At 64.2% G+C, this 17,193-nt stretch carries 1 protein-coding gene (running past one end of the window); it reads right to left on the reverse strand.

The window, feature by feature from the left end; all coding sequences use genetic code 11:
* Window positions 1-17,193, reverse strand: the 3' portion of a protein-coding gene (locus ACFWF1_RS16505) for a C2 family cysteine protease (protein ID WP_379282829.1). The gene runs 37,470 nt beyond the window's last position; the window shows 17,193 of its 54,663 coding nt (coding positions 37,471-54,663); its start codon lies beyond the right edge, outside the window; it ends in the stop codon at window positions 1-3.

A 17,193-nucleotide genomic window follows, 5' to 3' on the forward strand; every position in this document is an offset into this window, starting at 1 on the left:
TTACGGCCGGATGCGCAGCGATTCAAGACGTTCCGCGAGTTCGGTGACGGCGTTCTCTGCGAGCACACCCGGATACCTGGTGCGGGCGATGGTGACGGCCCGCTTTCGTCTGTCGGCCGCGGACTCACCGCGACGGGGTTCGATCTCGAGCCGTCTGTACAACGCGAACACTGCGGTGGCCACCTCCTTCTCGTCATCGATGAGTCGCTCTTCGAACAAGGCGTTGATGATGAAGCGGCTGTTGAAGTCGCGGTTCAAAGTGATGGCTGCGGCATAGTATTCGAGCACCCTGTTCGACAGCAGCGACAGCGGGAGACCCGGGGGTGCGGGGGCGAGGAGCTCGTCGGGCACGGCCAGACGTGCCGCTAGTTCGGCGACGGCAGTCTCGTCGAGCATGCCCGGATGGTCGCTGCGGGCGACGGCGACGGCGCGCCTACGTCGGTCGGCTGCGGACTCGTCGGCGCGGCGCTCGACTCTGAGCCTTTCGAACAACAGATCCGTCGCGCGTCGTACCAATACTTCGTCGCCGGTAAATCCGATTCTCCTGAGATCGTCGGCTATGAAGCGGCTGTCGACGTCGCGGTTCGAGGTGCGGGCTGCGGCATAGTATTCGAGCACCTTGTTTTGCAGCGGCGGCAGCATGGTGGACGGGAGTGCCGGGGGTGTGTCGGAGGCCCTGTCGAGCAGGCCCAGCCTTCTGGCTTTGGTGATGATCTCGCTGCGCGGGTTAGCGAAACCAGTAAGCCTGAACAGCTTGTACAACCGCTTGAGAGCGTCGTCCACCAGATAATTCCGAGTGCCGGAGAATCCGTCCGCGCGCAGGCGGGCTTCGATTTCGTTGTTTTTGTATCGTGCCGCGACATAGTTCAGGAGAGCATGCTGATGGGGTGTCAAGGCGATGCCGGGAATCGGGGCTGTGTACAGGCCGCCAGTGGACGTGAGTCCCAGCTGGTAGCCGTGTTCGGGGTGGTGTCGGAAGAACGAGACGGGTTGGCCCGGAACAGGTGTCGTGATGACCGAGTGCCGGGTGAACCCGGATTCGATGTCTACCAGGTTGGCGTGGATCAGTTCGGCGGCGACGCGGAGTCGGAACGGGAGTCGAGGGTGTGCCGAGGAGCGGCTGTCGGTGGTGTGACCGGCGTGTAGTGCATCGATCTCGCGCTGAAGTAGTAGCTCGCGCTCGTGCCTTATGCGGTCGCGGAATTCGGCGGCGCGGGCGGATTCGATGTCGATCGGGGTGTTGCGGCGGAAAGCGGGGTTGTTGTCGAATTCCTGGCGGTGGGCGTTTTCGTGAATCTCTTGGGCGTCGAGGTGGTCGGCGGTGATCTGGTCGATGTAGTGGTCACGGTTGGCGTCGAGATGGTGTGCGATATCGACCTGAAGCCGCTGCGGGTCGAGACCGTGGACGCGGGCGAAGGCAGTGAACGGGTCGCGGTGGATGGGGAGCCAGTGGGGCGGGGTGGGTGCGTGGATCGTGACGTGCGGCGGGACGTAGATGCTGAGGCGGGGCAGGAATTGGGCTTTGTCGAAGAAGCCCGATCCGTGGGCGCTGCGAAATTCGAAGTCGCCGTTGGCATGCAGGGCGGCGGTGGCGCCGTCGGGGAGGTGCAGTGTGGTGTGGGTCAGGAGGGTGAGCTGGTTCAACCGGTCGGTGAGATCGGCGATGGTGGTGTGGGTGGTCGGTCCGGATGTGTCGGGTGCGGGGCGGTGCACGACCGTTGCTGCGCAGGTTTCGAGGTGGTCCAGGAGGAAGGCCAGGATCTCCGGGCCGGTGCGGATAGGTTCTTCGTCGCCGGCGCCAGAGCTGTTGTTCCGCACGATGAATCCGCCGTCGGCGGTGATGGTCAGTCGCAATCGGGTGTAGGTGTCGGCGACGTCGGGGTGGAACCCGCTGAGGTAGATGTGGGTGCCGGGCGGGTAGTCGCCGACGCCGGTCAACAGGTAGAGGTTGAGGTCTGCGGGCAGGATGTCGAGATCGGCAAACGCTCGAGTCTGTTGCGGCTGGGCAGATACGGGTGCGGCGGGGCTGTCGGGTACGTCGACGGCGTGATGCGGTGCTGGTGCCTGCGAGCTACTGCCATCGGAAGGTCCAGCAGCCGGGCCGGCTCTGCCGGTCGATCGGTATCCGGCGACGACATCGTCCGATAAGGTACGTGCCACATCCGCGAGCGTGTCCTTCGGGCGCGCCTGGCCGACGCTATCTCGGAGCCACCGGTCTTCGTGAACGCGAAGGTCGCCTAGTATCCCCTGAATCGCGGTGTATGTCATGATTTTAGTGATATCGGGGAGATCCGGGCTTTCGACGGCACCGATGATCTCCTCGTACGAAATTTGTCGGTAACCGTCTTTGCAAATTTCGTAAACGTAGTTGAATATCGCCTTGTGTAGTTTCTCTTGCCGAGGTGGCCGCCTGGACCAGTGCGCCGCGGGCCCGCCATCTTTCCAGAATTCAGCGATGGTACCGGAGTCGGTCTTTCCCTGCAGGGCGCGAGCGAGCTCAGCGACCGTGGCTCGGGCATCAGTGCCGCCTTCCGTACTTCGTACCCAGTCAACTCGGGGTATCCCAAGCCTGTTGAGTATCTCCTCGCATGCGGCCCTTATTCGAGCCGGAGTGATCTCGACAGACTCTCCGCCGTCGAATACCTTGCCTCGAAGGGCAGCGGCAATCGTTGCATAGGAACTGCCGGCATGGTCGTCTCCTAGATTTTCGAATACATGAGCGAATACCGCTCGATGCAGGGGCCGGAGCGAAAGCTCGGTGAACCTCTTCTGGTCGAGCCGATGCTGCGCGCGAGCCTGCGCCACCAGCTGGGCGAGCATGACGTCCCTGTCCCAGGTGTGCGGGATGCGGAACTTGCTGAATAGAGAATTCACGACATCCCTCAATTTGTGCCTAGCAGTAGGCATTCCTACAGCCTCGAGGTGAGCAAGAATTTCATTTTCCTTGTACCCCTTGGCGACGCAGTGAAGTACCTCGTCTTCCACGGGCTCCAGCGTTACGTGCGCAGCCGAGTCGGTGGGGTGCGCGGCAGCGTCGGGCATATGGATATCTGCAGCGTGGGTCGGTGCTGGTGGTGGGGCGTTGCGGCCGTGCGGTGGGGAGGCGGTGTCGGGGCTTGTGCCGGTGGTGTTCTCGGGCCCGTAGAGGCCGTACGCGGCGGGGCCGCCTATTCCGATCGGGTTGAACTTCGGTAGATGTACGAGACGGACCGCGATCATTCCGAGGCGGGGAATGGTGCCATCGGGCGGGTCCTTGCGGGTCGGGTCGTCCTCCCAGGTCGTGCTGCCCGGAGCCTTGCGCATCTTGACGCCGGTCGGCGAAGTCCAGCGCTCCTCGCCGCCGTTGGGGTCCCGCCAGAATCTGCCGGAATCCGCGGAGAATTTTTCCTGCCCGCCGTCCTGGTCGTCGCGGATCCGGGTGCCGTCGGTCTGGACGGTGTACTTGGATCCGGCTGCGGGGACTACGTATTCGATACCTTTCTCAGGAGTTGGGTAGGTGCCGTTGTGTTTCCACGGGTTCTCGAGCAGGAGCCCGATCGGCTTGCCCTTGGCATCGCGAATTACTCCGAGGACCGCGTACGTGTGGCCGCCCACCAAACCGGGTACCAAAGTCACATTTTCGTGGCCCTGCCCGAATTCGTGGGTGCCGAGGGTGACCGTGCCGCGCTGCAGTGCCCAGTCGATCCGGTCGGCGATCGCCTCGGCGACAAACATATAGGCGTCGTCGAGCAGCCGGAGCTCGGCCTTCCCGGTGTACATCGCGTTGAAATAGCGCAACAGGGTCTTCTTCTCGGTTTCCCATCGTCCCGGCAGTCGCTGGTCGAGGTAGCGGCGGAAGCCGGCGGGTGATTCGAGATCGTCGGTACGCATGAACTTGTCCCACGCCGTGCTGCGGGCGGGATCCTTCTTGTCGGGGTGGGCGGCAATTATTGCCTGCCACCGGGTGCTGCGCAGAGTTTCGTACTGGGATTCGAGTTTGTCGAGGGCGTCGCCGAAGTCGCGGTGGGACTCCGGGTTTCCACCTATCAGTCGCCCAAGGGTCTCGAAGTCCAGGTCGAGCAGGAAGAACACAGCCTGGACGACGCGGGAGGGTTGCGGCAGCATGCCGTCTGTGGGGTGGTGGAAGCCCTTGTCGAGATAACCGAAGACGTCCAACTTGCTCATGTCCGAGCTGAGGCTCACGTGGTAGCCGAGGTGCCCGCCGAGGCGCTGTGCGATGGCCTTCGCGATCATGGCGGGCCACAGCGGCTGCCCGAGTTCGTGGTAGACGTAATGCCCGATGTTGGTGTGGGGTGTGACGGGGATGTTCTTGTCGACGAGTTCCCACTCGATGGTGCCGTTGATGCGGAGCCGGACATAGACGGTGTCGTCTTCGTTTTCGTGCAGCATCTCCTCGATCGATGCCGGATCGTGGTGGGCCTTCTGCACGAGTGCGGCGATCAATGCGCAATTGCCTGCCGCGCCCTGTCTCGCGTCTTGCGGTTGTGGTCCGTACGGGCCGTACAGCTTCTCGCTCCGGCGGTCGCGCGGCATCGGCAGTTCGGGCAGCACGTGGTTCGGGGCTTTGACGGCGAGCCAGTCCCGATCACCTTCAGGTCTGGCGATGTACCGAAATTGTCCTGGCTGGGGCATGGCGATGAGGTCTTCTCCGTACCCCACCGAGATGGATTGCTTTGTGCCGCTGCGGTCTTGGCCGAGGAGACGAATTTCGCCCGTTACCTGCCAAGTCAGCGTGCCCGGGGCGGTACCCGTGCCGGGCTGCCAGTCGAAGTCGCTCACGAGCTTCTCGGGAACCGTGTGCCGTCGTCCGTTCGGCTCTACCAAGTCGTAGTAGGGGAGACTTCCGTCTGCCGGGACTCTCAGCTTCGCGGCCGCGCGACCGGTGGCCGGTAGCGTGATGACCTCGCCGCGGTCGTTCACGAGAGTGAGGGCGGGACCACCATCGGGGTGATCGATGCGGCCGGTTTTGACCGAGACCGGGATGGTCGGAAACTGTTTGGCTTTCAGATTCTGCCGGTATTCGGCGGGTGTGGGGGGCTGGAGTCCCTTGCGGTCGAATGAGGTTCGCGGCTTGTTCGTGGAGCTGTTCCGCTCGGATCGGAGCTGGCCGAGCAGGTGATTGCCGAAGTAGGTGTCGCGGCCTTTGGGTTCGGCCGGGGGAGCGCGGCGACCGGGCCGGGCGGGTGGGGCGGCGGAGGTTGTGCCTGCGTCAGGATGGCCCGGTGTGGGGCTCGTCGCGAGTGGGTCGGGATGGTCGGGCCCGTAGAGGCCGTACGCGCCAGGGCCGCTCAGGGCGAGGTTGTCGAACTTGGGCAGGTGTTTCGCTTTGACGGCGAGGATGCCGCCGCGGCGTGGGATGGTCATATCCGGCCGGTCGAGGTCCGGAATGGGCCGCCATACAGTGTCTCCGGGTTGTTTCCAGGTCCGGGTGCCGTCCCGGGTCGTGCGGTATTCGGTGCCGTCGGTGTCGATGTAGTACCGGGTTCGATCGCGGGCATAGCGGTATTCGGCGTAGCGGATTTTACTCGGATCGGCGGAGTCCGGGTGGGGGTCGCGGCGATACCGGGTGCCGTCGGTCGACGTTCCGTACTGGGTGCCGTCGGGCGCGGTGCGGTGACGGGAGCCGCCCGCGGGGACGGGGTGCTCGGGTCGTGGATCGAGACGGTGTTCGATGCCGTCGATCGGCTTGGCATAGTTGCCGTGGTGGTCGTGGGGGTTTTCCAGGAGTAGCCACGTGCCGGTCGCATCATGTTCGATACCGAGGATCGCGTAGAAGTGCCGGGGGAGCAGGCCATGCACGGGCTTTCCGAATGATCGGGTATCGATGGTGACCTTGGTGCCGCGGTCGAGCGCGTAACGGATCTGCAGGGCGATCGCGTGCGCGGCGATGTCGGAATCGGCGGTCAGCACCCGCGACTCGGCGTCGCCGCCGTAGGCGTTGGCGATATAGCGGGTGAGTGCGTCCTTCTCCGCATCCCAGCGATGCGGGTCGCCGGGGAAGCGCTCGTTGAGGTCGGGCGCGAGGATCTCGTCGAGGTAACGACGGAAACCATTGGGGTACAGGATATCCCGGGTGTCCTTGAACTGTTTCCAGGCGGCGTCGCGGGCATTCTCGTCGTTCGGGTGCCGCGCGAAGATCGGCTGCCACGCCGCCTCGCGCCGCTCGGCCCGTTGCAGCGCCCACGAGGTGAAAGTTCCAGCGAGCCTGCGGGAGAACTCGGGGTCGGCTCGGCGATCGTCGGGCAGGTGGGCACGCACCAGACCGTGCAGCGTATCCATGTCGAACCGGAGCGGGTTCAGAAACGTCGGGTCGTTGAGGCTGCGGATCGGTTGCGGTCGGCGGGTCTGCTCGACGTCGACCATGCGTCCGTCGACCCAGGCCCGATACGCTCGCCCGGCCGGCGACCGGTGAAATCCCATGCCCAGGCGTTCGAGCACCCGGGCTGCGGGAATGTTGCCGGGGAAGCCCTGGTAGCCGTCCTCGCCGTTGAACAGCTTGGCGTAGGCCTTCTCGATCATTACGGCCCACAACGGTTCTCCGCGTTCGTGGCGCGCGAAGTGACCGATGTCGGTGCCCGGCGTGACGTAGATCTTCTTGTCCACGTGCACCCATTTGGGCTCGCCCTCGACGAAGAACCGGACGCTGACGATATCGCCGTGGTCCTCCAGCATGTCGATGATCGCCTGCGGGTCGAGCTCGGCCATCTGCTTGAGCGGAGCGACCAGGCTGCAGTCACCGGCCGCGCCCTGACGCGCGTCCCGGGCTCGGGGCTGTCCGTCCGGAGCGTACAGCTTGTCCCCGCTCCGGTCGGCGAGGACGGGCAACCCGCTGAACAACGTGCCAGGAACAGCGACGCTGTGCCAGGGACCGTCGGTTTTCCGCAGCTGCCGCACCGGTCCGGACCCGTCACCGGGCCGCACCACCAAGGGTGCGTCGTACGGCAGCTGGACCAGGGTCGGCGCGGCCCCGTCGCCGGCGAGGATCCGGACCTCGCCACCGGTGTCGGACAGGTCCCAGTACAAGGTGCCCGAATCGCCGGGATCGCTGTGATCACCGACGAAGTCGCGGGTCAGGTCGATGTGGACGAATTGCGGGCCGTTGTCGCGTTCGATCCGGAACAGCGGGCGTCCCTGCGGCGGCTGCACCAGCTTGGCTTCCACCACATCGGCGGCCAGCAGGTGCTGTACCAAGCCCGTACGGCCGATCAGCGTGATGACCGTGCTGCCGTCCGGCAGCACGGGGTGCGAAATCTTCCCCGGCACACCCGGTTGCGGCAGCACGACGTCGCGCTCCGCGGGCGTGAGTTTCGCGAGGTTCTCCGATCGAAGATGTTCGGGCAGAGACGGTTTGTCCAGGGCGCTCAGGTCGTAGTCCGGGTGCCAGCGCTCCCTGGGCTCGGCGCCGGCGGATTCCTCGGAACCCAGTTGGTCGAGCAGGTCATGCCCGAAATAGGTGTCCTCGGCATCATCGGTAGCTGCCTGCGTGGCCGTGAGATCGCGGCTCGGAGGTGCGCCGATGCCGATATCGCCGAGGACTGCGGCGCCGTCGGCTTCGCGATCACTGGTGATGAGGACGGTGCCGTCCGGGTTGTAGATGACGGCGGTGATGGCGCGGAGATTGCCGGCCGGGTGCTTAGCGAGTGGGTAATGGAGTCCGGTGGTCGGCTCGTATACGAGGATGGTTCCCTTGTAGTTCTCGAAAACCACTGCGTGTGCACCGATTCCGTGTTCGTCGACGGGACCGTTGTAGGCGTCGACAACGATGGCGATAGCGCCGTGGTCGCGAAGTTGGTTCGCGATCGCGGCGTGGTCGGCGAACGTTCGTAGGTCGGCACCGGCATGCTGGTTGAACTGCGGGGCGCGCATGCCGCCCAGGCCGACGGAATTCTCGGCCGGCGGATCAATAGGGGCGTCGGGATTTTTGGCAGCGGTATAGTTCAGCGCTTCGATCGCGCAGTTCGGGTCGCGGATGCCGGTGGTGAGGGCCGGGGCGGTACTCGGACTGCTGACGGCCGCGGGCGTCGGACTGCTTACTGCCGCAAGCCTCGAACTGCTGCCGTCCGCAGGCGGCATGTCGGGGTTGCGGGCGATCCCGTGTCCTTCCGCTATCGACACGGACTCGTCAGCCTGGTAGCCATCCGGCGGCAAACCCCACCTTCGAGCCGTCTGAACAATCCCATCGAGATGCCATGCGCCACTGCGCTTCAACGTCGCTGCTAGGTGCTTGACTCGCTTTCTGACGGCAGCCGGACCAACTCCGAGTTCCGCACTGATATCGCGGACAGATTTCTTTCGTGCGAGGTGGTCGAGCAGGAACAACTCGTCATCCATGAACGGAATACGAGCGCCTGTCTCCGGGTCGACACCGTGGTACTCATAATCCAGATCGCCTGGTACCGGCTCTGCGGGCAATAATTTCCAGGCACGGGCCGTCCGCACCCCATCCAGATGCCCAGACGTTCCGAATTTGGCGTATATCCGGTCACAACGCATCCGCATCGCTGTGTCATTGACTGCTGAGTCTTCGCCTGCGGCGTCGAGTTCTCGAATCAGGTCCGAATATTTTTTGGGCTCCATATTCGGCTTACGTCGCGAAACCCGGGCAAGTAGTCTCAGCTGAGCGGGCGTGAACCGTTCGACCTTGCCCGAGTCCGGATGGACTACTGTCTTGTCCGCGAATGAATAGTAATCCATGTCGCCAGGTTGTGGTTCCTTGGGCAGCGCCTCACATTGACGACCCACCCGGACCGCGGCTGCGGGATTGCGTGCAGAGTTTTTCAATCCCAAATTGTCGTACAGTCCTTCGGCGAGATATTCGACGACGCTTTCGGAAACGTCGTGTTTCATCAAGGCGCTGAGCGCCGCGGCTATCTCCGCATAGGGTTTGGGTTGAAAGTTCTGGTTGCTACGTGCGAGTTCGGAGAGCACCATATGTTGCGGAGTGGAAACCGCACTCGAATCGCAATCCACGTCACCCGGTTCCGGATGGCGTGCCAGCAGGCCCCACAAGCGTGCCGACTGGACCATAGCGGGCACATTGCGTGCCGCTCCCGTCAACTCGAACATATTGTACAGCAAATGAACGCTTTTTCTCACCCTTTCTTCGGCGCGCTTATCATCGCGACGCTCGCCGAGTTCCTCGGCTACATCTCTGTAGATCTTTCGCTCCATATCGGACTTTCGCCGCGAGAGCCGGTAGATCAAATCTACGTCGGCGGGCTGGAACGGCACCGGCGTGCCGAACACCGGATGCCGACCGAAATACACAAAGTCCACATCACCGGGCCTCGGACTGGACGGCAGCCACCCGTTATTTCGGGCCGGTCGCCAGTTGGACAATCGCATGTCCTGACCGGTCAACCCCGATTCTTCGTCCACGAGGCTTGCGCGCTCTTGAAGCTGCCAATCTTGGATGTTCAGGATGTCGCAGATCTCCGGATTGGTTTTGCCCTGTACCGCCAGGTCGAAGATTTCCCGCAGACTATCCGAGAGCAGACCGGGGACAAATTCGCCACGTCTGACCACGAACACCTCGACCGCCCCGATGTCCCGCAAGCGCATGCTCATGCCCATCGGCGACACCACGACCGACGATCCCGCGCCACTCTCCTCGACATCGAATTCACCGTCTTCTCGCAGCAGAACCGTCACCACCAGCTCGCCGGCGGCCGACGTCTCACGCCACAACAACCGCGTCCCCGGCCCTACCTCACCAGCAGCGTTCACCTGCAAGAACTGACCCGCATCCCACACCCGGCGCACCCCGGGACCCACCATCGGTTGCACCACCCGCACCAGCCCCTGGGCGCTCAACGGCGGCGCTTTGTGCTGGAACACATCCAATTCGACCACCCGGCTACCGGCGTCCACGCCTACCGACGCCCGGAATACCTCCGCCCCGCGATCGATGAACTCCAAGCGCGTACCTACCGGAAATTCCACCCCGGAGAACTTGTCCTTGAACACTCGCCAACCGAATTCATCGACCCGATCACCCCACTCTGCGGACACGGGGTTGTGGGCGTCCTCGATCACGATGCCGGACGGCGGCGGAGTTGCTCGATGCTCCGGGTCGTGCGAGATGTGCTGGGTGTCGGCGCCGCCGCGGAGCGGCTGGGTGGAGGGGTTGGTGGTGGGTGGGGTGTGGGTGGTGATGGGTTGGCCGTTGGGGTGGATGGCGACGTGGTAGTGGCCGTCGCCGATGTTTTCGCGGAAGAGGCTGTGGGTGGGGGTGTTCGGGGTGCCGTGGTGGAAGTGGTGGGTCGAGCGGTCGGAGTGGTGGATGTCGAGGTTGAGTTGGAGTGTGCGGGCGAGTTCGGGGAGGAGGAGTTCGGCGGCGCGGTCAGCGTATTGGGCGTTGAGGAGGAGGTTTTCGAGTTGGGCAGGGGTGGCATCGCGGAGTCGTTGGTAGCTGGTGTCGCGGTGTTGTTGGTAGGCGTTGTGGCGGTCGGTGTCGGAGAGGTCGGGGTGGAAGTCGGTGGGTGGGTTGCCGGGCATGAAGTGCTCGGGTGGGGTGGGGGAGGTGTAGTCGTCGAGGGTGGTGGTGCGGGTTTGATAGGCGGTTTCCACTGCGTGGGCGCGTAGGGCCATGTGTGCGTCGGGGTCGTTCATGCCGGTTATGCGGGCGAAGGCGTGGAACATGCAGTTGCCGTCGCCTGGTTGTGATTCCCAGAGTCCGTTGTGGGGTGCGGGGATGTTGTCGATGTGGGTACGGCGCGTGGGGGCGATGGTGGGTTGGGTGGCACCGTCTCGGTGGGTATGTGGACCGGCGGACTGGTGAGCGGGGCCTGCCGCAGCGCTGCCACTGTCGAACGCACCCGAACCGTCACCGCTCGTGGTCGGCACCGGCAGCCCCCACGCCTGCGCTACCCGAGCCAGCTCGCGAACATCCCGGTTATCCCCCAACTTCAACTTGGTGAACAGGTTCTCTATGCGCTTCCTTGCCGTCGGGGCGGTAATTCCGAGTGCGGCTGCCATCGCGGGCGCAGCGGCTGATCCTGCCCGTATCAGCCGAGCGATCAAACTGATCTCATCGTCCATAAACGTCACAGGAGTGGGAGACGTCGGATCATTGCCGTGATACTCGTAGTCCAGATCGCCCGCTACCGGGTGTTCCGGCAGCAAACCCCAGACACGAGCCATCCGTACCAGACCGAGATAGCCACGGTCAGCACCCCGCAACGGCAACTTGTCATATATTTTCCGGAAGCGTGTTTTCAGGACACTGTCCGTGTTCCGGGCATCCCCTGCCGCTTTGAGGTCCTCAGTTATATCACTATTCTCTTTGGGCTCCATATTCGGCTTGCGTCGCATGATCACGGTCAGCAGATCTATCTGGCCGGGTATGAACCGCACCACCGCGCCAGTCGCCGGATTCCGCACAGAGTGCACGTAATCCAGGTCGCCTGCTTCCGGCTCTCGAGTCAGCAGCCGCCACGCGCGAGCAGTTTGCACCGCGACCAGATGATCACGATCTCTGCCTGTCAGACCGAATTTATCGTATATCGCAAGAACAAGATCGCGGACCTCATTCGCAGTGGTACGAGTACCGCTGGAAGCATTGAGCTCATCGGCGATGTCCTGATATTTTTTGCGCTCCATATTTGGTGTACGCAACGCAATTCGGGAAAGCAGATCGACGTCACGGGGTTGGAATGGAACGGGCTCACCGGATATCGGAAGCCGCCCGAAATGCATATCATCCGCAGCATCGGGCGCCTGAGGCATATCTCGTTGCACAGCCACGGCTTCCACCGCGTCCACACTCAGTAAGGACGGCCCCAGTTCCACCGCTGACAAAACCATCGGCGCACCATCGTCGGGCCCGTGGAAATCGAACCGGCCGTCTGCCCGCGCCACCGCCGACAGCACCCGGTCCCCGCCCCTCGGACGCCACGACACCACGGTCCCCGTACCGAATCCACCGGCAGCCGCCACATGCAGGAACCGACCTGCCTCCCATACCCGGCTTACACTCGCACTCTGCGCAGGTTGCACTATCCGCGCGACAGCCTGGGAACCCAACTGCGGCAACCCTTTCCGCAAACCCTCCCGGAACGCCTGCACACTCACCTCGGGGCTGTTCTCGCCCTCCCCGACCCGGACATGCCGAGCACCGTCGCTCGCCTGCACTACCCACGCCGTGAATGCTCCGCCGGCCGGATCGGTGAACTCCAACCGCGTCCCCGCCGGAAAATCTACCTCCGAGAACTTCTCCCTGAACACCCGCAAGCCAAAGACATTCCCCCGGCCCGCATCCGAAATAGCCTCGGGCGCAACGGCAGGCGGGGTGAGTCCGGTAGCACCGCCGCGGAGGGGTTGGGTGGAGGGGTCGGTGGGCGTGGTGGTGCGAGTGGCGGGTAGGTCAGTGCCGAGAGGGCTGCCTGACTCCGGGTAGCCGGGCGGATTCACGGAGCGGTCTGTTGCCGCCGCATAGTCCGGCAGCTGCTCGTGTGCGGCATCGACCGCTCCCGCCATCGACATCCGGCCGGGCACTGCCGACGCACGCGCGGGTTCGAGGATCACCAGGTCGGTAATGCGGCGCTTGTCCATCCACTGCTCCAGCTTCGCCGCATTCACTCGCCCGGCGAGACCACCGAGAGTGGGATTGTCGAGATCGTAGATGCGGAATTCATCCGTATTTCCGATGCGCCGGACCGCTAGCGTTCGGACATCGCGGGCGTCGACCATGTGCTGGGAATTGGCCATCCACACCCGTGCATCGGCCGGCAGGTCCCGGATATCGGCGTTCTCCCTGGGCCGGTGTACGGCGCTCTCGCCCAGACTCAGTTGCGCCCACCGAACCCATTGGGCCGCTGTCTGTTCCGTGCTACCGGCATGCAGGCCGACGATCACGTCGATCGCGTCCTGACGCTGCGCCGCCGTGAGCGTGTTGTAGTCGAACCTGCTTCCCCCGGCGGACTCGTAGAGCAGCCAATGGATCGCCAGCCAGCCACCGAACCGGCCCACCACATGACCGGGGAGCTCTTTCACGCGGTGTTCAGGGAGGACCCAGGGGTCCTGGTTTTTGCCCAAGTCCACCAAGTGCAGATAAGGGTTGAGCATGGTCGAACGCTCCTGAAATGGCTCACTCAGCACATTCCGCCGGCGACCGTCGACCATTACGGTCGGTAGCGCTCGCGTGATCCCCTGGAACAGTCGGCCCATCCCGAACGTCGAAGCGTCGGGGCGCTGCTGCCGTGCGGCCCGGGCCAGTGACACCGGAAGTGCGCGATGCTCCTGCGTACGTTCTCGTGTGTGTGCTCGCTCGGTCGGCGGCGCGCCGATGAGGATATCGGCGAGGACACGGGCGCCGTCGTTGGACTGGTCCATGAAACGTTGTTCACCGGTGGGGGCGAAGACGAAGGCGGCGGTAGCACTGCTCGGGGCGAAGCGGTATTTGCCGATGGGGCGATCTTCTCTGGTAGCGGGGTCGTAAACCCGGATCTTCCCGTCGGCGTTGTACAGCATGAGGGTGTGCGCGCCGAAACCACGCTCGTCGGGGGCGGGGAGGACGTCGATGACGAAAGCTACCGAGTTCGGCCCCGCGTCGCGCAGTGCGTCGACAACGATGGCGTGCGGGTCGGGGACGTTCGGGTCGATGTGCTGCAGTGTCGCGTTGGCAGCGGCTTGCAATTCCGCGGCGTTCCAACCGGACAGTCCGACAACGTCTTCAGGGGTCCGGTACTGAAGGCGGGGGTTGAAGTTCTTTCCCGCGCGGAGTGCACGTGGTGCGCAATTGCCCGGGGGGTTGGTGGTCTGGAGAGACTGACCCGGCATGCCGAAGGCGAAGCGGGTGCCGGGGCCGTGCATCGTCAGGAGCACGAATTTGGTCAGCTGTTTGGCATTGAGGGTGAGGAAGCTGCTCGTACCGTAGGTGAGTCCGTCGATGGGCTTGGGCACCTCTGGGTTGGATTTCCACGGATTTTTCAGTACCAGGACGAAACCGCCGTCGTCGCCGGGGCGCACATCCAATACTGAATACACATGGGTTCCCACCAGACCTGGATATTCAGTGATGTTCTCCATACCTGAGCCGAACGTTCCGGCGCCCAGCAGGACTTTGTCGCCGCGGCTGCGAACGAACCGGACCAGATCGGCGAAGTGTCGCAGGGCCACGGAACTGGTCACGGTTTCCCTGGGATCGTTGATCCGGCGGAGGTAATCCAATGCGGCGGTGATCTCGGTCTGCCACTGCGCCTGCTCCGCCGGTTGCAGGTGATAATTAAGGAAATTCTGGAATCGTTCGACCGTGTCTTCTTCGTTGATACTCCAGGTCGGCTCCAGCTCGCCGAGCCGTTGCGCGAAGGCGAACACCGAATCGAGATCGGCATCGGGGCCGATCTGCTCGGCGAGCAGGTCGTACAGCGCATCTATACCGAATCGCATCGGATGCAGGTAATGGAACAGGTCGATACCGCTGATCGGCTGGCGTGCGGCTCCGGTATCGTCCACCTCGTACGGCGGTAGCAATTCCGACATCGCGCTGCCCGGGAGGCCCCCTACGATCAATTGGGCTTTGCCGCCGCGTAGCACCATATAGCCCTTCTCGACGAGCGCAGGCCACAATGCCCGGCTAGCATCATGGGCCGCATAAATCATTTGCCCGTGTTCGTCTGCGTAAAATTCTCTGTTGATCCGCTTCCACCGCGGGACGCCATGCTTGGTGAAATAACGCACAGCGAGGGTGTCGTCGGGATATTCGGAGATCATATCCCGGATCGACTGTGGTTCACTGGCCGGAATAACGATCAGCGGCGCTATCAGATAGCAGTCCCCAATTCGGCCTTGGGCCGCATCCTCCGGCACGGGTCCCGCATCGCCGAATACCGGGCCCTCGGCCCGCCGGATCGTGCGGCCGAGTTGCCGCAGCGTCTGCGCCGAGACCAGGGTCTTCCCATCCAGCAGCAGCTCGCCGCCGCTCCCGACATCGAGGGATATCGACGTGCCTGCCGGAATATGCATCGTGGTGGTGTCCGGCGACATCCGCCGGAGCCCCGCGAACTTCAGTTCGGCGTCCGGTGACGACCAGGTGGTCGGTGTCGTCCAGTGAAATACGCCGTCACTGTCCGCACCGAACACGGTCAACTCACCCAACAGGTTTCGATCCACCGAATGCACCGGGGACGTCGGGTCGTCACCGATCCACACCGCGAGCACACCCGAATTCTGCGGATCGACGACGCCGTGCAACTCATCACCCGGCCGCACGCTCAGCAATCCACCGTGCTGGTCCACGATGGCCAACCGGCCCGCCGGTGCCGTGATCGTCGTGCCCGGCATCGGCGATATCGGCGGCGGATGGACAGGCTCACCGAACGGCCGCACCGACACCGTCGTCTCGGCATGGATATCGGGCCGCAACAGCTCATAGGCCTTCTGCGCCAACGCCGCCCACAGCGCCTCGCCATCGGTATGTCCCGCATGCACCGGCAACCCCGACGAGTCGTGCAGCAGGCGCCGATCCACCCCCACCCAGCGCAGCTTGCCGTCGATGAAGAACCGCACTCCCACCGTTCCGTTGGCGTACTCGTGGAACATGTCCACTTCGCCCTGCGGATCCCGGGTGGCGAGCCTGCCGAGGTTGCGCATCAGCACCGCGTAGTCCGCCCAGGTACCGTCCCGCGCGTCCGACTCCTGCGGTGCCGGTTGCGAATTCACTGTCGTGAAGAGCGGACCCGTGTGCATGACCATTGCCGTGGCGGCCGCCGGTCCGCCCAGACCCAGTGCGTGCACGGCATTCTCCGGAAGGACGACTCGCCAGCTCATCGACTTGATGCGCAGCGCACCGGACCCCTCCGGCTGGGTCGGCAGCAGTTCGCCGGTTCCCAACTGCACCACTCGCTCGTCGTAGAACAGCAACTGGCCGGAGCGCCGATCACCCTTCGGTGTGCCATGCCACTCGCCATCGGGGGACTTGCGCCAGTCGAGGTAGCGGAGCAGTTCCGTGTGTACCCGATATGACACCCCTGGATCCGAACTCAACTGGATCCGCGAATTACCCCGCACCTCCAGCCCGTCCCACAGGACGCGGTCGGTCGGCCCGATCACCACCGCTTGCCCGTTCCGGGCGATCAGCACCGTATTTCCGGTATCTCCGATCGTGTCTGCCTGCAGCACCGGCAGATTCGGCGGCGCGGCCCAGGGATCCGTCCTGCGCCCGGCATCAGGATCGGCCGTGCGCACGGCTGTCACAGGTTCGTGTTCGAACAGCAGACGAAGGTGGTTCTCGATGGATGCGAATTCCCCGTCTGCAAGGTACCCGGGCCCTGGGCCCGCGTCCTCGGGGAAGTCCGCTGGATCGTCGAGCGGCGGTGCGTGGGCGGCGGAGCCGTCACCGTGGGTGGAGACCGCGGTTCGTCGGGGCGTGGGAGTTGTTGTGTCGCTGACGGGTTGGCGCACGAGTCGGCGGAAGAAGGTGCCGATGCGGTGGCGCGCGGCGGGTTCGGTGGACGAAGTGTGCTGGGACATCTGCGATGTCGTCGCGTCGCCCGGTGCGTGCTGGCCGCGGAGACGGGTTACGAAGTTGCGTAGACGTCGCGGCATGCGTCTCCGTGCGGGTTGCTCGGACGGGGCGGCGCTGGGGTGGACGTCAGGTGCGCCGATGCGGATGTTGCGTGGGAAACTCTGGAACCTTTCGCCGCGCAGGCGCATCGGGCTCACTTCGCCGGTCGGGGTGTAGTGGATAGCGAAGAGACCGGCCGATTTGGTGGGCTGCCCGGGAGCTCGGCGTATGGGTTTCGGAGCGTTGGGGTCGCTGGTGTCGATGTCGTGGACGTCTATGACGCCGCGGTCGTTGACCATCCGATAGGCGTGTGCGCCGATCCCGTTCGCGTTGACCTCGGGGTGCATGCTGACGATCAGGGTCTCTGCTCCCGGGCCGAGACGTTCCAGATGCTCGGCGATGCTCTGCTCGTCGGCGTGTGGGTGGAATTTGCCGCCGGCCCGCTTCTCGGCTGTTCGCCGTGAGACGCCGGGCAGATTGTGCCGCCAGCGGCCGAGCAGCATTTCGGTGCGAGACCGGTACCGCGGTTGGATTGCGGTGCTGCCGGTGTCGCGTTGGATGTCGGTTACCGCGCGGTCGAAGCAATCGTAGGGACCGGGTGTGGCGGCGCTCGGTCGATCGGTGACGGCCGCATGCGCGGCCGTGCCGTCACCGTGCGTGGAGGCCGTGGGAGTTGTTGTGTTGCTGGT

The sequence above is a fragment of the Nocardia sp. NPDC060255 genome, assembly GCF_042727395.1.
Lineage (GTDB): Bacteria > Actinomycetota > Actinomycetes > Mycobacteriales > Mycobacteriaceae > Nocardia.